The 21,394-nt window shown below is 57.1% G+C and carries 17 protein-coding genes and 2 pseudogenes; 16 read left to right on the top strand and 3 right to left on the bottom strand.

The annotated features are described in order from the left end of the window. The first annotated feature begins 61 nt into the window (after nucleotides 1–61). Both C8275_RS01605 and C8275_RS01600 read left to right on the top strand, forming a co-directional pair. Entirely contained in the window at nucleotides 62–1,048 is a 987-nt protein-coding gene (locus tag C8275_RS01605) for an adenosine kinase (protein WP_106483819.1), read from the top strand. Between the two features lie 58 nt (nucleotides 1,049–1,106). Then, nucleotides 1,107–2,795, top strand: coding sequence for a S41 family peptidase (locus C8275_RS01600; protein ID WP_106483818.1), 1,689 nt, complete (start codon nucleotides 1,107–1,109; stop codon nucleotides 2,793–2,795). On the opposite strand, the gene C8275_RS14550 is transcribed toward C8275_RS01600, so the two are convergent. Next, complete coding sequence (locus tag C8275_RS14550) at nucleotides 2,760–3,050, bottom strand: hypothetical protein (protein WP_157948122.1); 291 nt, start codon at nucleotides 3,048–3,050, stop codon at nucleotides 2,760–2,762. The two genes, C8275_RS01600 and C8275_RS14550, sit on opposite strands and share 36 nt — an antisense overlap. A 1,426-nt stretch (nucleotides 3,051–4,476) precedes the next feature. On the opposite strand from C8275_RS14550, the gene C8275_RS01595 reads away from it, so the two are divergent. The 10 genes and pseudogenes from C8275_RS01595 (at nucleotide 4,477) to C8275_RS01555 (ending at nucleotide 15,546) form a co-directional block, all read left to right on the top strand. Then, entirely contained in the window at nucleotides 4,477–4,731 is a 255-nt protein-coding gene (locus C8275_RS01595; protein WP_106483817.1) for a PLDc N-terminal domain-containing protein, read from the top strand. 370 nt (nucleotides 4,732–5,101) lie between these two features. After that, a complete protein-coding gene (gene rimP / locus C8275_RS01590; protein ID WP_106483816.1) occupies nucleotides 5,102–5,569 on the top strand; it encodes a ribosome assembly cofactor RimP in 468 nt (155 codons plus the stop codon). 9 nt (nucleotides 5,570–5,578) lie between these two features. Next, nucleotides 5,579–6,835 carry a transcription termination factor NusA gene (gene nusA / locus C8275_RS01585; RefSeq protein WP_022383887.1) on the top strand — a complete coding sequence of 419 codons (1,257 nt, stop codon included), beginning with the start codon at nucleotides 5,579–5,581 and terminating at the stop codon, nucleotides 6,833–6,835. A 144-nt stretch (nucleotides 6,836–6,979) separates the two neighbouring features. Further along, nucleotides 6,980–7,436: pseudogene (locus C8275_RS14935) on the top strand (translation initiation factor IF-2); the annotation flags it as partial. A gap of 185 nt (nucleotides 7,437–7,621) precedes the next feature. Then, a pseudogene (gene infB, locus C8275_RS01580) lies at nucleotides 7,622–9,955 on the top strand (translation initiation factor IF-2); the annotation flags it as partial. A gap of 124 nt (nucleotides 9,956–10,079) precedes the next feature. Beyond that, nucleotides 10,080–10,580, top strand: coding sequence for a CvpA family protein (locus C8275_RS01575; RefSeq protein WP_106483814.1), 501 nt, complete (start codon nucleotides 10,080–10,082; stop codon nucleotides 10,578–10,580). A 5-nt stretch (nucleotides 10,581–10,585) separates the two neighbouring features. Then, nucleotides 10,586–12,037: a Fe-S cluster assembly protein SufB gene (gene sufB / locus C8275_RS01570; protein WP_106483813.1), complete on the top strand. Its 1,452-nt coding sequence runs from the start codon at nucleotides 10,586–10,588 to the stop codon at nucleotides 12,035–12,037. An 82-nt stretch (nucleotides 12,038–12,119) separates the two neighbouring features. Continuing rightward, nucleotides 12,120–12,881, top strand: a complete 762-nt coding sequence (sufC, locus tag C8275_RS01565; protein WP_106483812.1) for a Fe-S cluster assembly ATPase SufC — start codon at nucleotides 12,120–12,122, stop codon at nucleotides 12,879–12,881. Between the two features lie 83 nt (nucleotides 12,882–12,964). Then, nucleotides 12,965–14,308: a Fe-S cluster assembly protein SufD gene (sufD, locus tag C8275_RS01560; RefSeq protein WP_106483811.1), complete on the top strand. Its 1,344-nt coding sequence runs from the start codon at nucleotides 12,965–12,967 to the stop codon at nucleotides 14,306–14,308. 26 nt (nucleotides 14,309–14,334) lie between these two features. Beyond that, on the top strand, nucleotides 14,335–15,546 hold the full coding sequence (locus C8275_RS01555) for an aminotransferase class V-fold PLP-dependent enzyme (RefSeq protein WP_106483810.1): 1,212 nt from the start codon (nucleotides 14,335–14,337) through the stop codon (nucleotides 15,544–15,546). Nucleotides 15,547–15,913: 367 nt separating this feature from the next. Here C8275_RS01555 and C8275_RS01550 read toward each other — a convergent pair whose 3' ends face one another. Together C8275_RS01550 and C8275_RS01545 are read right to left on the bottom strand one after the other, a co-directional pair. Continuing rightward, nucleotides 15,914–16,516, bottom strand: a complete 603-nt coding sequence (locus C8275_RS01550) for a lysine exporter LysO family protein (RefSeq protein WP_106483809.1) — start codon at nucleotides 16,514–16,516, stop codon at nucleotides 15,914–15,916. Beyond that, nucleotides 16,513–16,800 carry a LysO family transporter gene (locus C8275_RS01545; protein WP_106483808.1) on the bottom strand — a complete coding sequence of 96 codons (288 nt, stop codon included), beginning with the start codon at nucleotides 16,798–16,800 and terminating at the stop codon, nucleotides 16,513–16,515. The genes C8275_RS01550 and C8275_RS01545 overlap by 4 nt, the downstream gene beginning before the upstream one ends. 288 nt (nucleotides 16,801–17,088) lie before the next feature. Between C8275_RS01545 and C8275_RS01540 the strand changes: the two genes are divergently transcribed. The 4 genes from C8275_RS01540 to C8275_RS01525 all read left to right on the top strand — a co-directional run bounded on the left by C8275_RS01540 (nucleotide 17,089) and on the right by C8275_RS01525 (nucleotide 21,363). After that, a complete protein-coding gene (locus C8275_RS01540; protein ID WP_157948121.1) occupies nucleotides 17,089–17,601 on the top strand; it encodes an outer membrane beta-barrel protein in 513 nt (170 codons plus the stop codon). Between the two features lie 120 nt (nucleotides 17,602–17,721). Continuing rightward, nucleotides 17,722–18,324: a ribonuclease HII gene (locus C8275_RS01535; RefSeq protein ID WP_106483806.1), complete on the top strand. Its 603-nt coding sequence runs from the start codon at nucleotides 17,722–17,724 to the stop codon at nucleotides 18,322–18,324. Nucleotides 18,325–18,546: 222 nt separating this feature from the next. Further along, nucleotides 18,547–20,112 (top strand): cytochrome ubiquinol oxidase subunit I, encoded by a 1,566-nt coding sequence (locus C8275_RS01530; RefSeq protein WP_022383898.1) that lies wholly within the window; start codon nucleotides 18,547–18,549, stop codon nucleotides 20,110–20,112. 102 nt (nucleotides 20,113–20,214) lie between these two features. Next, complete coding sequence (locus C8275_RS01525; protein WP_022383899.1) at nucleotides 20,215–21,363, top strand: cytochrome d ubiquinol oxidase subunit II; 1,149 nt, start codon at nucleotides 20,215–20,217, stop codon at nucleotides 21,361–21,363. The last annotated feature ends 31 nt before the right edge of the window (nucleotides 21,364–21,394 follow it).

Raw genomic sequence — 21,394 nt, 5'->3', positions numbered from 1 at the left:
CGGTGCAAAGGTAATGGCTATTATTGGAATATGCAATATCTTTGCCAAAAAATTTTCATCTATGGATAAAATAATCGGAATAGGCAACGCACTGGTCGATGCGTTGGCAACCATCGGGAGCGACGACCTGCTCCATGAAATCGGATTGCCCAAAGGGGGCATGCAGCCCGTTGGGGCGGAAACACTGGAACGCATCAACCGCATCTTTGCTCACACCACACGGAAGTTCACCACCGGAGGGGCCGTCTGCAACTCGGTGATGGCAATGGCACACCTGGGCATGAGGCCCGGAGTGGTCGGGATGGTCGGACGCGACAGCTTCGGCGACTTCTTCAGGCAGAGCTTCCGCGAAGCAGGTGTCGACGTACGCCTGAAAGACGGCGATCTGCCCACGGGTGTGGCATCCACCTTCATCACTCCTGACGGACAACGCACCTTCGGCACCTACCTGGGAGCTGCCGGAGCCATGACGCCCGACGACCTTTCGGAAGAAACCTTCCGGGGCTATGACATCCTCTTCGTCGAAGGCTACCTGGTGCAGAACCACGCCTTCGTGCAGCGAGCCATGGAGCTGGGACACGCCGCAGGGATGAAAATCTGCCTCGATATGGCAAGTTACAACATTGTCGAGGCGGACCGTGACTTCCTCCGCCTGCTTGTGGACCGCTACGTTGACATCCTGTTTGCCAACGAGGATGAGGCGCGCGCCTTTACCTGTCTGCCGGAGCAGGAAGCCATCGACGACCTGGCACGCCGTTGCGAGGTTGCCGTTGTCAAGGTCGGGCCGCGCGGCGCCTACATCCGTCGGGGTGAAGAGCAGGTACACGTCCCGGCAAAGGAAGTGCCCGAGGTGGTGGACACCAATGCCGCCGGAGACTACTTCGCTGCCGGATTCCTCTACGGCTACGTCCGCCGGCTCCCCCTGCTGACCTGCGGACGCATCGGGTCGGAACTGTCGGGCGGCATCATCCGCGTGGTCGGCACGAAGCTGTCCGAAGAGGAGTGGAACGAAATAAAGTTAAATATTGAAGCCATCTTGTCGGAATAGCCCCCTTCCGCCCTACATTTGTAGCGACTTGTCAACTATCCATTAAAACCATTCAAACATGAAACTGACGCACAAGAAACTGCTGGTGGTCTGCGGGCTGCTCGTGCTCGTAGGCACCTTCTTCAGTTTTAAGCGTGATACGCGCAACTTCGAGATTACCAAAAACCTCGACATCTTCAACTCCGTCTTCCGCGAACTGGACCTCTGCTACGTCGACACCGTCGACCCGGGGAAGTCTGTCGAGGACGGCATCAACTACATGCTCGCCCAACTGGACCCCTACACCGTCTACTACCCCGAGAGCAAGAACGAGGAACTGAAGATGATGACTACCGGCAAGTTCGCCGGCATCGGCTCCATCATCCGCTTCCACAAGAAGAAGAACCACGTCGTCATCGATGCCCCGTATGAAGGCATGGCGGCACAGAAGGCGGGGCTGAAGCCGGGCGATGTCCTCCTTGAAATCGACGGGGAGGACCTGACGGGCAAGTCCACCGAGGCCGTGAGCAACCTCCTGCGCGGAGAACCCGGCACCAGCTTCATGCTCAAGTACGGACGCCCCGGTGTGGATGCCCCGCAAACGGTGAAGATAACCCGTGAGAACGTCCAGACGCCCGCCGTCCCCTATTACGGCTTCCTTGCCGGCAGTCGGACGGGATACATCGTCCTGAGCAGCTTCTTCGAAGGCTGTGCCCGCGACGTGCGCCGTGCCTTTATCGCGCTGAAGGACCAGGGCATGACCTCGCTCGTGCTTGACCTCCGCGGCAATCCCGGTGGACTGATGAACGAGGCAGTCGACATCCTGAGCATGTTCATCCCCAAGGGGACCGAGGTCGTCTCGACCAAGGGCAAGCTCAAACAGGCATCGTCGGTGAGCAAGACGGGGCGCGAACCCCTTGACCTCGACATGCCCATCGCCGTCCTGGTCAACGGCAACTCCGCGTCGGCTTCAGAGATTGTGGCAGGCTCGCTGCAGGACCTCGACCGTGCCGTCATCATCGGCGAACGCACCTTCGGCAAGGGGCTGGTGCAGGTCATCCGCGACCTCCCGTACGGCGGCAGCCTCAAGGTGACCACTTCGAAATACTACATCCCCAGCGGACGCTGCGTGCAGGCTATCAACTACAGCCAGCGGGCGGCAGACGGACGTCCGGAGCGCATCCCCGACAGCCTGACCCACGTCTTCCACACGGCAGGCGGACGGCTGGTGCGTGACGGCGGAGGCGTTACCCCCGACATCACGGTCAAGGGCGACAGTCTCCCCACGATGCTCTTCTACCTGGCGAACGACGACGTCCTCTTCGACTACGCCACCGACTTCTGCCTGAAGCACCCCACCATCGCCGCCCCCGAGGAGTTTGAAATCACTGACGCCGACTACGCCGCCTTCAAGGCGTTCGTGAAGAAGGCAGGCTTCGAGTACGACCGCGGCAGTGAGAAGGCGTTCAAGGCGCTCAAGGAGATTGCCACCCTCGAAGGCTACACCGAGGACGCACAGGCGGAATTTGCCGCACTGGAGAAGAAGCTCACGCACAACCTCGACCGTGACCTCGACCACTTCGCCAAGGACATCAAGATGCTCATTGCCGACGAGATTGTCCAGCGCTACTATTACCAGCGGGGCACTATCATCCAGCAGCTCAAGGATGACAACGACGTGCGCCGTGCTCGCGAGATACTAGCCTCGCCCGCAGAATACAAGAAGATACTTTCACCGGCGGCGACAGCCGTAGCGATGAACCGTTGACAGGCTTCCGCCGACGCTTGCCTTCCGGTTCGTTTCGTTCTCCAGGCAGTCCCGTCGGTTGCCGTCCGTTGACGGAAGAAATCCGCCCCATCCGCAGTCCCTTCCCTTCGGGGAAAGTCCGGATGGGGCTTTTTCTTTTTGTCGCCCGTTTCCCGGTTCCTTGTTTTCAGCGGACGCGTCCGCACCACTCACCGTACCGACCCATCCGCACGGTCGTAGTCGTTCGTCCGTACGAAATAGGGCACCTGTTTTCATTTTTTTCACTCCTTGGTTATCGTCGCTTTTCACCGATATGGATAGAGATGTTTTCGATGCCCGGACGGTATGCAAGTATGTCGGGGAATGCCCGTTTCTCTGTCCTCCTTTCCATAGGCTTAACCTGAATGGTTCCTTGGACTGTCCAGTGCGCGAGGGACGATTGGGAAATTGCATCATGCGTCGGGTCATGTGCAGTCGGTTCCTTGTTGTCACGCCTGTATCGGTTCTTGTAGAAGAAAGTAGGGCATTCTGTCAAAGTGTCAAAACGTCAAATGAATCGCTTGAGAAGGGCCTTCCTTTGCATCTCAATACGGATTGGTGGATTTTTTGGGATTTTCAGACCATTTGCGAAATGCACAACGATGCATCACGGCACATTTGCATGGCAAAAAGTATTCTTATAGTTCTAAATCTAATCAGAAGGAATGATGACAGACATATTCCCTTTCTAAATCACACTTGGAAAAATAGCTGCTGCGTCCACAAACTAGGAGTAAAAGAGAATAAAAGACTGTTTAATTCCACAAAATAATGTATTTGAAGTGTAAAACACAAATCTTTGATGGACGAAACAATATTGTTTGATGACCCAAACAATATTGTTTCGCATTCCAAACACAAGTGTTTGACGAGTCAAACAATATTGTTTGAGGGTTAATATATCATTTGTACATTTAATTTAATAAAAATGAATGCGGATTGTAGAATGCAAATGTTAAGCAGACTTAGTATTTCTCGCTGGAGTACCCGATTTTTCAAAAATGTGAGTTAGGGAGAAAGTGGATATTGGCTGATTTTGTCAAGGATTTAACCTAAAATAGCATGAAAGTGTCAGAGTGGAAGCAACACGTCGCTGGAAGATGATGGATGTTAATGAGCGTGAAAAGCACGTCGTTCTACTAGGTCGATCTTGTTGCACTGTGTGGTTTGTCTTATTTTCGTCCAAAAATACGTAACGGTTATTCAGAAGAATCCGTATGAAAAAGAAATATATTATTTTTTTGCTTCTAAGCTTATGCTTGCTTTCGTCATGCTCGACGATACTTGAACTGATAACAGGAGATTATAAATGCATATATCCTGATTGCAATGAACGGGCGACAGAAAACTCTGTATATTGTCCCCGTCATAAGCCTTACTACCTGAAATGACAGTAGTCTTATATTCGTGTGTCTTGTTCTGTCTGCTGCTAAGGCGGTGTGGTGTCTGCATGTGGCTGACTGCAAGTCGGGGAAAAATGATGTCATATAAGGCGTTTAAGTGTGTATATTGCTTTGATAATTTGCATTATATATGTTGTATAACATAGTCCTGAAACTTGTATAACGGGTAGAATGTGCTTATATTCGTCCGCGAAAATGAATGCATACAGCAGTTGTGTGAGCAAACAAGTCGAATGTTTACCACTTTAAAATAAAGCAATATGGATTTAATGACACCTGATGTCCAGCTCTATTTTTGGGCTTGGCTTAATTGGCTATTGCTGGTTATAGATGCAGCTTTTGTTCTCTACGCCATCGTTCAGCTCCTGCAAGATAAGACGTGGAGCTCGATAGCAAAATGGATATGGGCTGTCGTCATTGTAGGGATGAATTTCCTCGGTGTGCTGCTCTACTTGTTGTTTGGGAGGGGAAAGGGCAAACGCGTCTGTAAGGAAGACAATCTCCCGGTAGTATAGAGGCGTTCCCGACATCCGGATGGTGTGTGTCCGGATGCCGGGAACATCCGTTTCTGTCACCTTTCCGTCATGCACTTTGTGAAAAAGTGGATAAATTACAAATAATATTCCGTAAACCTTTGGAAACGCTGCACAATTTCTCTATCTTTGCATCCGAATTAAGATGAAACGTGAGGGGCTTGATAAAAGCTCCTTTTTTATTTTAAAAACTGAAGTTTCGCAGATGCCCGACGCGTCGGTTGACAGGAAGGCGGTGAGTGGAGACGATTGCTCCGTGGAAGAACGGGGCTGCCGGAACAACTCGTCGCAGGGTTCTGCCGGGGATGCCCCGGGTTGGCGATAGCTGAATTAAAAACAAACAGTGAACTGAATGATAGACAAAAACCTTGTCCGTAACATCGTGGAAGAGTGGCTCGACGGAAAAGACTATTTCCTGGTCGATGTGAACGTCAGCCCGGATGACAAAATCGTTGTTGAAATTGACCATGCCGAGGGTGTGTGGATCGAAGACTGCGTGCAGCTGAGCCGTTTCATCGAGTCAAGGCTCAATCGTGAAGAAGAAGACTTTGAACTCGAAGTGGGTTCCGCCGGTATCGGGCAACCCTTCAAGGTGCTGCAGCAATACATCAACCACATCGGAATGGATGTCGAGGTGCTCACACTCGCCGGAGAGAAACACTGCGGTGTGCTCAAGGAAGCCGACGAGGAACATTTCGTGGTCAGTGTCCCGAAACGCGTGAAGCTGGAAGGACAGAAGCGCGCCAAAACGGTGGAGGAAGACATGACGTTCACCTACCCGGAAGTAAAATATACCAAATACCTAATAAGTTTTAAATAACGCTATATTATGGCTAAGAAAGAGGAAACAGTCAGCTTGATTGATACATTTTCGGAATTTAAAGAGTTGAAGAACATCGACCGAACCACGATGGTCAGCGTCCTGGAGGAAAGCTTCCGCAGCGTGATTGCCAAGATGTTCGGGACGGATGAGAACTACGACGTGATCGTGAACCCCGACAAGGGGGACTTCGAAATCTGGCGCAACCGCGAGGTCGTGGCAGACGAGGACCTGACGAACCCGAATATGCAAATCTCCCTCACTGAGGCACGCAAGATCGACGCTTCCTATGAGATTGGCGAGGAAGTGACCGACGAGGTCATCTTTGCCAAGTTCGGACGGCGTGCCATCCTGAACCTGCGCCAGACACTTGCATCGAAGATCCTGGAACTGGAGAAGGATAGCCTGTATAACAAGTATATTGAAAAGGTGGGCCAGGTCGTCAGCGCCGAGGTCTATCAGATATGGAAGAAAGAGATGCTGCTGCTCGACGATGAGGGCAACGAACTCCTGCTGCCCAAGACCGAACAGATCCCCAGCGACTTCTATCGCAAGGGCGAGACCGTACGCGCCGTCGTGGCACGGGTGGACAACACCAACAACAACCCGAAAATCATCCTGAGCCGCACGTCGCCCGTCTTCCTGCAACGCCTGTTCGAGATGGAAGTCCCCGAAATCAACGACGGACTCATCACCATCAAACGCATCGCACGCATCCCCGGTGAACGCGCCAAGATTGCCGTCGAATCTTACGACGAGCGCATCGACCCGGTCGGCGCCTGTGTGGGTGTGAAAGGTTCCCGCATCCACGGCATCGTGCGTGAGCTGCGCAACGAGAACATCGACGTCATCAACTACACCGCCAACATCTCGCTCTTCATCCAGCGTGCGCTGAGTCCCGCCGTCGTCTCTTCCATCCGTCTCGACGAGGAGAACAAGCGTGCCGAGGTGTTCCTCAAACCCGAGGAGGTCTCCCTCGCCATCGGAAAGGGCGGCATGAACATCAAGCTTGCCAGCATGCTGACGGAGTACACCATCGACGTTTATCGCGAGCTCGACGGTGCAGCCGACGAGGAAGACATCTACCTGGATGAGTTCCGCGATGAAATCGACGAGTGGGTCATCGACGCCATCAAGGGCATCGGCATCGACACCGCCAAGGGCGTGCTCAACGCTCCGCGCGAGATGCTCATCGAGAAAGCCGACCTGGAAGAAGACACGGTCGACGAAGTATTGAGAATATTAAAGGCCGAATTTGAAGAGTAAGTCGTCCCGGGCCGGTTGAGTCCTTTGGTTCTTTTTTCATGGAATGAGTTGGAGGATGCGGGCTCAGGACATCGCCCGGGCAATGGCAGACAGGAAACAACTCATCGACTTGAGAAACTTGACGAACTTACAAACTAAAAACGTATGACTATAAGACTAAATAAAGTAACAAGAGATTTAAACGTAGGACTGACGACGGTTGTCGAATTCCTCCAGAAGAAAGGATTCGAGGTGGAGGCCACCCCGAATACGCAGATTACGAAAGAGCAGTACGAACTCCTCGTACAGGAGTTCCGCAAGGACAAGAAGCTGCGCATCGAGTCTGAGAAATTCAGCCAGGAACGACAAAGCAAGGAACGTGGACGCGGTGCCTCCATCTCCATCGACGGTTTCGACGAGCCCAAGAAAGAGCCCGAACGGAAAGCCAAAGAGGATGAGGTGGTCAAGACCGTCGTGCCCGAGGACGTGCGCCCGAAATTCAAGCCCGTGGGGAAAATCGACCTCGATGCCCTCAACCGACGCAAGAAGCCGGCACAACCCGTCGTCGAGAAGACTGTAGAGAAAAACATAACCGAAAAGACCGAGGAGAAGAAGGCTGCCCAACAGCCTGCCCCGGAGAAAGCCGCTGGGACTGCCGAGCCCAAGGACGAAGCGAAAGCCGCCAAGCCCGTACGCCCGGAAGCAGCCTCTGCTGCCGACAAACCGGCTCCCGTCAAAACCGAAAAAGCAGATACCCAGGTGGCTGAGAAAGTAGAAGAAAAGAAAGGCGGACAAGAAGACGACGGCGTGTTCAAGATACGTCCTACTGAGTTCGTCTCGAAAATCAACGTGGTGGGGCAGATTGACCTCGACGCGTTGAACCAATCGACCCGTCCGCGGAAAAAGTCGAAAGAGGAACGGCGCAAAGAGCGCGAGGAAAAGGAAAAGCAGCGTCAGGAACAGAAGAAGCAGATGAAGGACGCCATCATCAAGGAGATACGCAAGACCGACGACAAGTCGAGCCGTGCGGACAAGAACGACTCCGACGAGGATGGCAAGCGGAAGAAGAAGCGCAGCCGCATCAACAAGGAGAAGGTCGACATCAACGCCGTCGACCAGTCTTCGCGTGGTGAAGGACGCAGCGGAAAAGGCGGCGGAGGTGAGAAGTCGAAAGACCGTGACCGCCGTGGCAAGGACCGCGACCGCAACCGCAAGTCGTCATCGTTCGCCAAACCTGAAGTGAGCGACGAAGATGTGGCAAAACAGGTGAAAGAGACCCTGGCACGACTCACAAGCAAGGGAAAGAACAAGACATCCAAATACCGCAAGGAGAAGCGCGAGAACGCCATCAACCGTCAGCAGGAACTGGAGGACCAGGAAAGAGCAGAGAGCAAGGTGCTCAAGCTCACCGAGTTCGTGACTGCCAACGAGCTTGCCAACATGATGAACGTCCCTGTGACGCAGGTCATCGGCACGTGTATGAGTGTGGGCATCATGGTGTCCATCAACCAGCGTCTCGACGCGGAAACCATCAACCTGGTGGCGGAGGAGTTCGGCTTCCAGACCGAGTATGTCAGTGCTGAAGTGGCACAGGCGGTGGTCGAGGAGGAAGACCGTGCCGAAGACCTCCAGCCGCGCGCGCCGATTGTCACCGTCATGGGTCACGTCGACCACGGAAAGACATCGTTGCTCGACTACATCCGCAAGTCGAACGTCATCGCAGGCGAGGCTGGCGGCATCACGCAGCACATCGGTGCCTACAACGTGAAGTTGGAAGACGGACGCCGCATCACCTTCCTCGACACTCCGGGTCACGAGGCATTTACGGCCATGCGTGCACGTGGTGCCAAGGTGACCGACATCGCCATCATCATCGTGGCTGCCGACGACAACGTCATGCCGCAGACCAAGGAGGCCATCAACCATGCCATGGCTGCCGGTGTGCCCATCGTCTTTGCCATCAACAAGATAGATAAACCCGCCGCCAACCCGGACAAAATCAAGGAGGAACTTGCCAACATGAACTTCCTCGTGGAGGAATGGGGCGGAAAGTACCAGTCGCAGGACATCTCCGCCAAGAAGGGCATCGGCGTGCACGAGCTGCTCGAGAAGGTGCTGCTCGAGGCCGAACTGCTCGAACTGAAGGCGAACCCCAACCGCCGGGCTACCGGTTCCATCATCGAGTCGACGCTCGACAAGGGACGGGGTTACGTGGCAACGGTGCTCGTGGCGAACGGTACGCTCAAGGTGGGCGACATCGTGCTTGCCGGAACCAACTATGGCAAGGTGAAGGCGATGTTCAACGAACGCAACCAGCGCATCCAGCAGGCAGGTCCTTCCGAGCCTGCACTCATCCTCGGACTGAACGGTGCCCCGACAGCCGGAGACACCTTCCACGTCATCGAGACCGAGCAGGAGGCGCGCGAGATTGCCAGCAAGCGTGAGCAACTCCAGCGTGAGCAGGGACTCCGCACACAGAAAATGCTTACGCTCGACGAAGTGGGACGCCGCTTGGCACTGGGCGATTTCCACGAGTTGAACGTCATTGTCAAGGGCGACGTCGACGGCTCCATCGAGGCGTTGAGCGACTCGCTCATCAAGCTCTCCACCGAGCAGATTCAGGTGAACGTCATCCACAAGGCGGTGGGTCAGATTTCGGAATCGGACGTCAGCCTTGCCGCTGCCTCGGACGCCATCATCATCGGCTTCCAGGTGCGTCCGTCAATGGCTGCCCGCAAGCAGGCGGAGCAGGAGGGAGTCGACATCCGTCTCTACTCCATCATCTATGATGCCATCGAGGATGTGAAGGCGGCGATGGAAGGCATGCTGGCACCCGAGGTCAAGGAGGAAATCACCGCTACCATCGAAGTGCGCGAGGTGTTCAAGATTACCAAGGTCGGCACCGTAGCCGGAGCATGGGTACGCGAAGGCAAGGTGAAACGTACCGACAAGGCACGTCTCATCCGCGACGGTATCGTCATCCACACCGGAGCCATCAACGCCCTGAAGCGTTTCAAGGACGATGTGAAGGAGGTGCCGGTCAACTTCGAGTGCGGTATCAGCCTGATGAACTACAACGACATCAAGGTGGGCGACATCATCGAGTCCTACCAGGAAATCGAGGTGAAGCAGACACTCTGACCTGTGGAATAAGAAAGCAAACGAAACACGGCTGCCCCTGCGGGCAGTGACAATCATATGAAATGTGCCAATTGCCAGACCGCCCTTCCGGTTTGTGTGATTGGCACATTGTTGTTATAAAGGAATGGAAACGATTGACATATTCATAGTGGTGGTGCTGGGCATCGGACTGGTGTCGGGACTCGCCAAAGGCTTCATCAAGCAGGCATGCGGACTGGTAGGCCTGATAGCCGGACTGCTGGTGGCGCGTGCGCTGTATGCCGCTGTCGGCGAACAGTTGGCGCCTCACATCGGGACATCCGTCAGTGTGGCGCAAATCATCTCGTTCATCATCATTTGGGCGGTCATCCCCGCACTGCTCATGCTGGCAGGGGCTGCACTGACCCGGGCGTTGGAGGCTGCCCATCTGGGCATCGTCAACCGGATGCTGGGCGCAGTGACCGGCATGGTGCTCCATCTCTTGTTCCTTGGTGTGCTCATCAAGGTGGTGGAGTATATCGACCCTGAGGAGAAGATGCTCACCCCCGAAGTGAAGGAACAGTCGGTGTTCTACCATCCTGTGGGAGAAACGGCCGGGCTCTTCTTCCCGGCTATCAAACAAGTTACAGAACAATTAATCAAGTAAGAATTATGCAAGACGAACCGAACAAGCTGGTGAAGGAACTGGCTGCCGAGAAGTACAAGTACGGCTTCACGACGGATGTCCACACCGACATCATCGAGCGGGGACTCAACGAGGAGGTCATAAGGCTCATCTCCGAGAAGAAAGGGGAGCCTGACTGGCTGCTGGAGTTCCGCCTGAATGCGTTCCGTCACTGGCAGACGATGGAGATGCCCCGGTGGGCACATCTGGATATTCCCGAGATTGACTACCAGGCTATCTCATACTACGCTGCCCCGAAGACCCGGAAAGACGGACCCAAGAGCATGGACGAGGTCGACCCCGAGTTGATAAAGACGTTCAACAAGCTGGGCATCCCCCTGGAGGAACAGATGGCGCTCAGCGGAGTGGCGGTCGACGCCGTGATGGACTCCGTGTCGGTGAAGACTACCTATAAGGACGCACTCATCGAGAAGGGCATCATCTTCTGCTCCATCAGCGAGGCAGTGCGCGAACATCCTGACCTGGTGAAGAAGTACCTCGGCTCCGTGGTGCCCTACCGCGACAACTTCTTCGCTGCCCTCAATTCCGCCGTGTTCAGCGACGGCTCATTTGTCTACATCCCCAAGGGCGTACGCTGCCCGATGGAACTATCCACCTACTTCCGTATCAATGCCGCCAACACGGGGCAGTTCGAACGTACGCTCATCGTGGCGGACGACGACAGCTACGTGTCCTATCTTGAGGGATGTACCGCCCCCATGCGCGACGAGAACCAGCTCCATGCCGCCATCGTGGAAATCGTGGTGATGGACCGCGCCGAGGTGAAGTACAGCACCGTGCAGAACTGGTACCCCGGCGATGCCGAGGGCAAGGGCGGAGTCTATAACTTCGTGACCAAGCGGGGCAACTGCAAGGGCGTGGACAGCAAGCTGTCCTGGACGCAGGTGGAGACAGGCTCAGCCATCACGTGGAAGTACCCCAGCTGCATCCTGACGGGCGACAACTCGCAGGCGGAGTTCTACTCCGTGGCCGTGACGAACAACTTCCAGCAGGCGGACACCGGCACGAAGATGATACACCTCGGGCGGAACACCCGGAGCACCATCATCAGCAAGGGTATCTCTGCCGGACGCAGCCAGAACTCCTACCGCGGACTGGTCCGTGTGGCTGCCAAGGCGGACGGGGCGCGCAACTACAGCCAGTGCGACTCGCTGCTGCTGGGCGACAAGTGCGGCGCACACACCTTCCCCTACATGGACATCCACAACGAGACAGCTGTCGTGGAGCACGAAGCCACCACGTCGAAGATATCAGAAGACCAGCTCTTCTACTGCACCCAGCGCGGCATCCCGACGGAGGACGCCGTGGGACTCATCGTGAACGGATACGCCAAGGAGGTCATCAACAAGCTCCCGATGGAGTTTGCCGTCGAGGCACAGAAGCTGCTGGCAGTCTCGCTCGAAGGCAGCGTCGGCTGAACGCGGACGCCACCGCCTGGCGACTGCCTCCCGGCGACGAATGAACCTAAACGAATGAATCACATTATAACCTCAGACAGATATGCTTGAAATAAAAGATTTGCATGCCACCATCAATGGCAAAGAGATATTGAAAGGCATCAACCTCACCGTGAAGACCGGAGAGGTGCACGCCATCATGGGCCCTAACGGCTCGGGTAAGAGTACGCTGAGCAACGTCCTCGTGGGACATCCCGCCTACGAGGTGACCAAAGGCTCGGTGATGTTCAACGGGAAGGACCTCCTCGCGCTCAGTCCCGAAGACCGAAGCCACGAAGGGCTGTTCCTTTCGTTCCAGTATCCCGTGGAGATTCCCGGCGTGAGCATGGTCAACTTCATGCGTGCGGCAGTCAATGAGAAACGGAAGTACATGGGGCAGGAACCCCTCAGTGCAAGCGAGTTCCTCAAACTCATGCGCGAGAAGCGTGCCGTGGTCGAGCTGGACAACAAGCTCGCGAACCGTTCGGTGAACGAAGGCTTCTCCGGCGGCGAGAAGAAGCGTAACGAAATCTTCCAGATGGCGATGCTGGAGCCGAAGCTGAGCATCCTCGACGAGACGGACTCGGGACTCGACATCGACGCGCTGCGGATCGTAGCCGAGGGCGTCAACAAGCTCAAGACACCGGAGACGAGCTGCATCGTCATCACCCACTACCAGCGTCTGCTGGACTACATCAAGCCGGACATCGTCCACGTGCTCTACAAGGGACGCATCGTCAAGACCGCCGGACCCGAGCTCGCGCTTGAACTCGAAGAGCGGGGCTACGACTGGATCAAGGCGGAAGCGGACACTGCAGACCGCTGACCGGGAACGGCTGACCGGCAGACGCACAGCCGCCGTCCGTGTCAGCCGTAGCTGAAGAATCATACATAAACCCTATCAAGACAATGAAAGCAGAACAACAATACATCGACCTGTACACCCAGTGCGAAGCGATGATCGCACGCCACAGCTCGGAGGTGATGAACAAGCCCCGCGCCAAGGCGTTCGCCGACTTCCGGAGCCTGGGATTCCCCACGCGGAAAGTGGAGAAGTACAAGTACACCGACGTGGCGAAGCTCTTCGAGCCGGACTATGGCTTGAACCTGAACCGCCTCGACATACCCGTCGACTCCAGCGAAGTGTTCAAGTGCGACGTGCCGAACATGAGTACCTCGCTCTACTTCATGCTCAACGACGGTTTCGACAGCCGTGACCTGCCGAAGGCAACCCTCCCCGCCGGCGTGTGGGCAGGCAGCCTCAAGGAGTTCTCCACCCTGCACCCGGAGCTGGCGGAGGCACACTACGGACGCCTCGCCGACACCGCACGCGACGCCGTGACCGCCCTCAACACCATGCTCGCACAGGACGGCTTCGTGCTCTATGTGCCCAAGGGGGTGGTCGTGGAGCGACCCATCCAACTTGTCAACATGCTCCGTTCCAACGTCGACTTCATGGTCAACCGGCGGGTGCTCATCATCCTGGAAGAAGGCGCACAGGCGCGTCTGCTGGCGTGCGACCATGCCATGGACCGTGTGAAGTTCCTTGCCACCCAGGTGGTGGAGGTCTTCGTCGGCGAGAATGCCGTCTTCGACTTCTATGAGCTGGAGGAGACCCACAACAACACCGTGCGCTTCAGCAACCTCTATGTCCATCAGGCGGCAGGCAGCAACGTCCTGCTCAACGGAATGACCCTCCACAACGGCATCACCCGCAACACCACCGAGGTGGCGCTCGACGGACGGGGCGCCGAGGTGAAGATGCTCGGCATGGCTATCGGCGACAAACAGCAGCAAGTGGACAACAACACCTTCATCGACCACCGGGTGAGCGACTGCACCAGCACCGAGCTCTACAAGTATGTGCTCGACGACAGTGCCGTCGGGGCGTTTGCCGGCAAAGTGCTCGTCCGTGAAGGCGCACAGCGCACCTCCTCGCAGCAGACCAACCGGAACCTCTGCGCCACCCGCGAGGCACGCATGTACACCCAGCCGCAGCTGGAGATTTACGCCGACGACGTGAAGTGCAGCCACGGGGCTACCGTGGGCCAGCTCGACGACAACGCCCTCTTCTACATGCGTCAGCGGGGCATCGCCGAGCGGGAGGCACGCCTGCTGCTCATGTTTGCCTTCGTCAATGAGGTCATCGACGAGATACGTCTCGACGCACTCAAGGACCGCCTGCACCTGCTCGTGGAGAAACGCTTCCGCGGCGAGCTCAACAAGTGCCAGGGGTGCGCCATGTGCAAGTGAGACCCCGCCTAAACACTGATAGCACTATGGATATACAAAAGATACGGGAAGACTTCCCCATCCTCAGCCGCACGGTCTACGGCAAGCCGCTCGTCTATTTCGACAACGGCGCCACCACGCAGAAACCACGCTGCGTGGTCGATGCCATTGCCGAGGAGTACTACTCGGTCAATGCCAACGTGCACCGCGGCGTCCACTTCCTCTCCCAGCAGGCGACCGAGCTGCACGAAGGGGCACGCGAGACCGTCCGCAAGTTCATCAACGCCCGCTCCACGAGCGAGATTGTCTTCACACGCGGAACCACCGAGAGCATCAACCTCCTGGCTTCGTCGTTCGGTGAAGCCTTCCTCCGCGAGGGCGACGAGGTCATCGTCTCCGTCATGGAGCATCACAGCGACATCGTCCCCTGGCAGCTCCTGCGCGACCGCCGGGGCATCGTCATCCGCGTCATCCCCATGACCGACCGCGGCGAGCTCCTGACCGACGCGTATGCCGCGCTCTTCAACGAGCGCACCCGTCTGGTGTGCGTCACCCACGTGTCGAACGTCCTGGGGACGGTCAATCCCGTGCGCGAGATGATAGCCACGGCACATGCCCACGGCGTGCCCGTACTCGTCGACGGGGCGCAGGCGGTGCCGCACATGGCAGTCGACGTGCAGGCGCTCGACGCGGACTTCTATGCCTTCAGCGGGCACAAGGTCTACGGCCCGACGGGCGTGGGCGTGCTCTACGGCAAGGAGGAGTGGCTCGACCGGCTGCCGCCCTACCAGGGAGGAGGGGAGATGATACAGCATGTCAGCTTTGAACGGACGACGTTCAACGAGCTGCCCTACAAGTTTGAGGCAGGTACGCCCGACTACATCGGCACGCACGCCCTGGCACGGGCGCTCGACTATGTGTCCGCCCTGGGCATGGACCAGATTGATGCCTACGAGCAGGAACTGACGCGCTATGCCACGGAACGGCTGCGCTCCATCGAGGGCATGCGCATCTTCGGCGAAGCCCCTCACAAGGGGAGCGTCATCTCCTTCCTCGTCGGCAACATCCACCACTTCGACCTCGGCACGTTGCTCGACCGCCTCGGCATCGCCGTCCGCACCGGGCACCACTGTGCGCAGCCGCTGATGCAACGGCTGGGCATCGAGGGGACGGTCCGCGCTTCCTTCAGCTTCTACAACACGAAGGAGGAGGTCGACACCCTCGTCGCCGGCATCGAGCGCGTGCGGCACATGTTCTGACAGTACCCCCGTCGGCGCGCAACCGTGCGTCCGTCGGACCAGCATAGAGGCACGAAGACACTGCGGACAGGGCTTGAACCCTGTTTCCCCGGTGTCTCCGCGCCTCTCTCTTTTGCGGGTACGGCAGTGCCCGTCTGTTGAAAAATCGGAAAATCCCTTGCACGCTTCCGGCTCCGGAAAGGACGTTTTGCAGACGTCTGACTGTCAACAGGTTGCAAACGACCTGTTCCGAGCTTCGTACGGACGCGTCGGTACGAGCGTGCGGACACGTCCGTACGGTGCTGCGGACGCGTCCGTACGAACGTGGCGACAGGTCCGCACCGCAGGCGGCTTCCGCTGGAAGAAAATTTATAAGGCTTTTTCGGCGTCAGCCCAGCGAGCAGAAGAAGGTCACGAGGAAGGGGACACTGAAGTCGACCACCATGCCGTGGTAGATGGAGACCACCGCCAGTTCGTCGCCACACGTACGGGTGATGACGGGCAGGGTCGTGTCCGCCGTCGTCGCTCCGCCTGCCGCAATGGGAGCAAGGCTTCCGAACCAACGTGCCAGCAGGGGCGCGCCCAGCAGGGTGAGCAGCTCACGGATGATGTTTGACAGCAGGGCGACCGTGCCCAGCTCAGCCCCTTTGCTGCCCGTGATGAGTATGCCCGAAAGGGAGTAGTAGCCGAAGCCCGCGCCCACCGCCATGCCTTCCGCCACGGAGTGGGGCGTGAGGAGGCTCGCCAGGGCGCATGCCGTCAGGGTGCCGCCGATGGTGCAGAGCGGGAGCAGGGCGAGGCGGGGGTTGAGCCGGCGGAAGCGGGAGAGGGCGGAAGGGTCGTGCCCGATGCTGAAGCCCACCGCTGCCATGAGCAGGCAGAGCGCGGTGAAGCTGACGTCGGCAAGCGACCATGCCGTCGGCAGGCCCGTGCTGCGCCCGACGATGATGCCCAGGACGAAGAACCCGATGATGAGGAGACTGCCTTTCATGAGCCGTGTTCCTCCTTTCTTCCCTTCCGGCGGACGCAGCGCAGGAGCAGGGCTGCCGCCACCGCGCTGCCCAGGGTAGCTGCCGTGGAGAGGAGCAGTGCCTCGCCTCCCAGCCGGGGGAGGGCGTCGATGAGCTGACGGTTGCTGCCCGCCTCCCATCCGAGGAGGAAGAGCAGGAGCCAGATGAGCAGGTTGACGGTGCCCTGTATGCCCGGCACCCGGCGTCGGCTGAGCAGGCTGCCTGCAATCATGCCTGCCAGCATGCATCCGATGACTGTGAACATGATGGTCTTGTCTGAAGTGTGTCGATGAGGCTGCAAAATTACGACTTTTCTTGGCAAATGCCGTGCCTTCGCTCTCGTCGGAAGGCTGCCTCCGGTGTGCCCCGGTTGTCATACGGAAGGGCAACTTAACCAATATTAACTGCTTGCATGTCCGTAAGCGTATAAAAATACTTACTTTTGATTTCATCCGGCACGTGTGTCGGAAGGCAAGCGGCTGACGGACGGACGTGTTTCCGGCACGGAAGCTCCGCATGGCCTTGATTATTAACCCTTTAAAACGAAATGATTATGAAAAAGTTATTTCTGACGCTTTGTCTTTGCGTGATGGCTGTCTGCGCCAGCGCACAGAACTTTACGGTTTGGTATGGTATGAACTATGCCAACATCAACACATCAGGTGTAAACCCTGACTCAGAGATGAAATTTCTTAACTTCGGAATGGACTATACTGCCCCGATGACCGACATGTTCGACTGGTCGGCAGGCGTTGCCTTTACGACCAAGGGCTATGACGGCTGGGACCCGGGTTTCATTGAAGTGAACGCCGACGCCATCTGGAACTTCGCCGACTACGGAGAAGGCAAGGTGGGCTTGCTTGCCGGTCCGACACTCGCCCTCATGGTGCTCGACGACGATGCCAAGAGCACGAACACCGTGAACCTGGGCATCGATGTGGGCGCGAAGGCGAACTACCGCGAGTTCTCCCTCAAGCTGGGCTATGAGTTCGGTCTGACCAACTGCATCAAGAATGTGGACAGCAAGCTCAACGGCTTCTTCATCCGTCTGGGATACAGCTTCTGACAATTGATAATTGACAATGGACAATTGACAATTATCCTGCGGGTGGATTTCCTGTGTCCTGCTCGTGCAAGGCGTAATTGTCCATTGTCAATTGTCAATTAAAAAAGTCTCTTTCCTGCCATGCTATTACCTTATTATAATAGAGACCTGGTCGAAGCAGGCTGCGACGAAGCCGGACGCGGATGTCTGGCGGGTGCGGTCTATGCGGCGGCAGTGATTCTGCCGGCGGACTTCGAGAACGAGTGGCTCAATGACTCCAAGCAGCTCACCGAGCACCGGCGTTATGCCCTGCGCGAAGTCATCGAGCGCGAAGCCGTGGCGTGGGCAGTGGGCGTGGTGTCGCCCGAGGAAATCGACGAACTGAACATCCTCCGTGCCTCCTTTCTCGCCATGCACCGCGCACTCGACGGGCTGTCCGTCCGTCCCCAGCACCTGCTCATCGACGGCAACCGCTTCATGCCCTACGGCGACACGCCCCACACCACGGTGGTGAAGGGCGACGGGAAGTACATGTCCATCGCTGCGGCGTCCATCCTTGCCAAGACCTACCGCGACGACTACATGAACCGTCTCCACGAGCAGTACCCCGTGTATGCCTGGGACCGCAACAAGGGCTACCCCACCAAGGCACACCGTGCCGCCATCCGTCAGTACGGACCCTCCCCCTACCACCGCCGCACCTTCAACCTCCTGGGCGACGCCCAGCTCTCGCTTGACCTCTGAATGCCGGCGTGCCCTCCCCGTTTTTACAAAACCGGATTCCCCCCTTCTTGTCATTTACCTGCACGGAATCATCCGCTTTTTCCCCTCTCTTTTCGCTGAAATGTCAATGCGGCAGAATTATTTTGCCTCAGGAGCATAAATTTTTCCCGGATTCTTGGAGCAGTTACATATTAATACTTATTTTTGTTCCAACAATAAGTTTAACCTAATCTTTCATTAAGCATGTTAGAACAAATCAACACTTCTCTGATCGACTGGTCACGGGCGCAGTTCGCCCTGACGGCGATGTACCACTGGCTGTTCGTGCCACTCACATTGGGGCTGGCATTGCTGATGGGCATCATGGAAACACTCTATGTCAGAACGGGCAATGAGTTCTGGAAACACACGACCAAGTTCTGGATGAAACTCTTCGGCATCAACTTCGTCATCGGTGTCGCTACGGGACTGATTCTGGAGTTTGAGTTCGGAACCAACTGGAGCAACTACTCCTGGTTTGTGGGCGATATCTTCGGAGCGCCGCTTGCCATCGAGGGCATCCTCGCCTTCTTCCTCGAAGCCACCTTTGTCGCCATCATGTTCTTCGGATGGGGACGCGTGAGCAAACGTCTCCACCTTGTCTCGACGTGGCTGACGGGTGCCGGTGCCGCCATCTCCGCCTGGTGGATTCTGGTGGCAAACTCATGGATGCAGAACCCGGTGGGCATGACGTTCAACCCCGACACGATGCGCAACGAGATGCAGTCCGCAGGCAGCTTCTGGGAAGTGGCGTTCTCTGACGTGGCTGTGGTCAAGTTCTGCCACACCGTGTTGAGCGGCTGGGTGCTCGGCGCCGTGTTTGTCGTCGGCATCTCCTGCTGGTTCCTGCTGAAGAAGCGCCACGAGCGCATGGCGTTGTCGAGCATCAAGATTGCTTCCGCCTTCGGACTCTTCTCCGCGCTGGTAGTGGCATTCACGGGCGACACCTCGGGCTATCACGTGGCACAGAAGCAGCCCATGAAGCTGGCTGCCATCGAGGGACTCTACAATGGCGGCACGGAGCAGGGACTCACCGCCATCGGTCTGCTCAATCCCGCGAAGGAACGTTATGACGACGGCAAGGAACCCTTCCTCTTCGAAATCAAGATACCCTACGCGCTGTCCTTCCTCTCCACCCGCAGCCTGGACGGCTATGTCCCCGGCATCAACGAGGTCATTGCCGGCGGATACACCCAGCCCGACGGGACGGTGGCTCTCTCGGCTGCCGAGAAGATGGCTGCCGGACGCGAAGCTCTCAGCGCACTCGACGCCTACCGTACTGCCAAGCAGAACGGCGACCAGCAGGCGGCAGACTCCATCCTGCCCCGTCTGCAGAGCAATGTGAAATACCTGGGCTACGGCTACATCAACGAGCCCGCCGAGCTGGTGCCCAACGTGCCCCTCAACTTCTACGCCTTCCGTGTCATGGTGGGTCTGGGATGCTACTTCATCCTGTTCTTTGCCGTGGTGCTCTTCCTCGCCTATAAGAACCGTCTTGCCTCCATGCGCTGGATGCAGTGGATTGCCCTCTTCACCATCATCCTGGGCCATCTCGCCGGACAGGCAGGCTGGATAGTGGCAGAGACCGGACGCCAGCCGTGGGCGATTCAGGACCTTCTGCCGGTGAATGCCGCCATCTCGTCGGTACCGACCTACTCCGTGCAGACCACCTTCTTCCTCTTCCTCGCCGTGTTCACCATCCTGCTGATTGCCGGCATCGGCATTTCGCTGCGCATCATCCGCAAGGGTCCGGAGGGCATGGAAGACTGAGTATTCACACACATATCTACAAACCGTTCAGCCGGCTCCGGCACCTGATTGGTCCCCGCAGGACCTGCCGCCGGTGCCCGGTTGTCCAATCAAACAATATCAATGGAAACATATAGCTTACTTCAACATTATTGGTGGTTCCTCATCTCCCTGTTGGGCGGACTGCTGGTGTTCCTGCTCTTTGTCCAGGGCGGCAACTCCCTGATTTTCCAGTTGGGCAAAACCGACGAAGAGCGTGCATTGCTCATCAATGCCACGGGCCGTAAGTGGGAGTTCACCTTCACCACACTGGTCACTTTCGGCGGCGCCTTCTTCGCTTCCTTCCCCCTGTTCTACAGCACCAGCTTCGGCGGTGCCTACTGGGCGTGGATGATTATCCTGTTCAGCTTCGTGCTCCAGGCGGTGTCCTATGAGTTCCAGGCGAGCCTGGGCAACCTGCTCGGCAAGAAGACCTACCAGTGCTTCCTCGTGCTCAACGGCATCCTGGGTCCGTTGTTGCTCGGTGCCGCCGTCGCTACCTTCTTCACGGGCTCGAACTTCATCGTCGACAAGGGCAACATGAGCGACCTCTCCATGCCCGTCATCAGCCGCTGGGCGAACGGATGGCATGGCATCGACATCCTGTTCAACATCTGGAACTGGGTGCTCGGCATCGCCGTCTACTACCTCTCGCGTGTCCTTGGCGGACTCTACTTCCTCAACCGTATTGCTGACGACACCGTCATCGCCCGTTGCCGCCGCCGTCTGTTCGGCGACGCGCTCGCCTTCCTGGTGTTCTTCCTGGCTTTCGTCATCCGGACACTCGTCAGCGCAGGCTTCGCCGTGGACCCCACGACCCAGGAAGTCTACATGGAGCCGCTGAAGTACCTGAACAACTTCCTCGCGATGCCTGCCGTGCTGGCAGTGTTCCTCGTGGGAGTGGTGCTGGTGCTGTGGGGCATCGTCAAGGGCGTGTTCTCACGGACGCCCCGTCAGAGCATCTGGTTCGCCGGCATCGGCACGGTGCTCACGGTGACCGCCCTGTTGCTCTGCGCAGGCTACAACAACACTGCCTACTATCCTTCAGTGGCAGACCTGCAAAGCTCGCTCACCATCGCCAACAGCTGCTCCAGCCCCTTCACGCTGGAAGTGATGGCGTACGTGTCCATCCTCATCCCCTTCGTGCTGGCGTATATCTTCTATGCCTGGCGTGCCCTGGAGCGCAAGCCCATCACGCGCGAGGAGCTGAAGAACGATGACCACGCCTATTAAGCGCATTTCACGACTTAGCTAGATCTCTTAG

It is taken from the genome of Bacteroides sp. Marseille-P3684, from assembly GCF_900291465.1.
Classification (GTDB): domain Bacteria; phylum Bacteroidota; class Bacteroidia; order Bacteroidales; family Bacteroidaceae; genus Phocaeicola_A.
This window is presented reverse-complemented; position numbering and strand designations above follow the sequence as displayed.

What these genes read in the sequence shown, in the direction of transcription:
- sufD (WP_106483811.1), top strand. Translation starts at nt 12,965, where the DNA reads ATGAAAGCAGAACAACAATACATCGACCTGTACACCCAGTGCGAAGCG.
- nusA (WP_022383887.1), top strand. Translation starts at nt 5,579, where the DNA reads ATGGCTAAGAAAGAGGAAACAGTCAGCTTGATTGATACATTTTCGGAA.
- sufB (WP_106483813.1), top strand. Translation starts at nt 10,586, where the DNA reads ATGCAAGACGAACCGAACAAGCTGGTGAAGGAACTGGCTGCCGAGAAG.
- C8275_RS01605 (WP_106483819.1), top strand. Translation starts at nt 62, where the DNA reads ATGGATAAAATAATCGGAATAGGCAACGCACTGGTCGATGCGTTGGCA.
- C8275_RS01550 (WP_106483809.1), bottom strand. Translation starts at nt 16,516, where the DNA reads ATGAAAGGCAGTCTCCTCATCATCGGGTTCTTCGTCCTGGGCATCATC.
- rimP (WP_106483816.1), top strand. Translation starts at nt 5,102, where the DNA reads ATGATAGACAAAAACCTTGTCCGTAACATCGTGGAAGAGTGGCTCGAC.
- C8275_RS01530 (WP_022383898.1), top strand. Translation starts at nt 18,547, where the DNA reads ATGTTAGAACAAATCAACACTTCTCTGATCGACTGGTCACGGGCGCAG.
- C8275_RS01600 (WP_106483818.1), top strand. Translation starts at nt 1,107, where the DNA reads ATGAAACTGACGCACAAGAAACTGCTGGTGGTCTGCGGGCTGCTCGTG.
- C8275_RS14550 (WP_157948122.1), bottom strand. Translation starts at nt 3,050, where the DNA reads ATGAAAACAGGTGCCCTATTTCGTACGGACGAACGACTACGACCGTGC.
- C8275_RS01525 (WP_022383899.1), top strand. Translation starts at nt 20,215, where the DNA reads ATGGAAACATATAGCTTACTTCAACATTATTGGTGGTTCCTCATCTCC.
- C8275_RS01575 (WP_106483814.1), top strand. Translation starts at nt 10,080, where the DNA reads ATGGAAACGATTGACATATTCATAGTGGTGGTGCTGGGCATCGGACTG.
- C8275_RS01540 (WP_157948121.1), top strand. Translation starts at nt 17,089, where the DNA reads ATGAAAAAGTTATTTCTGACGCTTTGTCTTTGCGTGATGGCTGTCTGC.
- sufC (WP_106483812.1), top strand. Translation starts at nt 12,120, where the DNA reads ATGCTTGAAATAAAAGATTTGCATGCCACCATCAATGGCAAAGAGATA.
- C8275_RS01535 (WP_106483806.1), top strand. Translation starts at nt 17,722, where the DNA reads ATGCTATTACCTTATTATAATAGAGACCTGGTCGAAGCAGGCTGCGAC.
- C8275_RS01545 (WP_106483808.1), bottom strand. Translation starts at nt 16,800, where the DNA reads ATGTTCACAGTCATCGGATGCATGCTGGCAGGCATGATTGCAGGCAGC.
- C8275_RS01595 (WP_106483817.1), top strand. Translation starts at nt 4,477, where the DNA reads ATGGATTTAATGACACCTGATGTCCAGCTCTATTTTTGGGCTTGGCTT.
- C8275_RS01555 (WP_106483810.1), top strand. Translation starts at nt 14,335, where the DNA reads ATGGATATACAAAAGATACGGGAAGACTTCCCCATCCTCAGCCGCACG.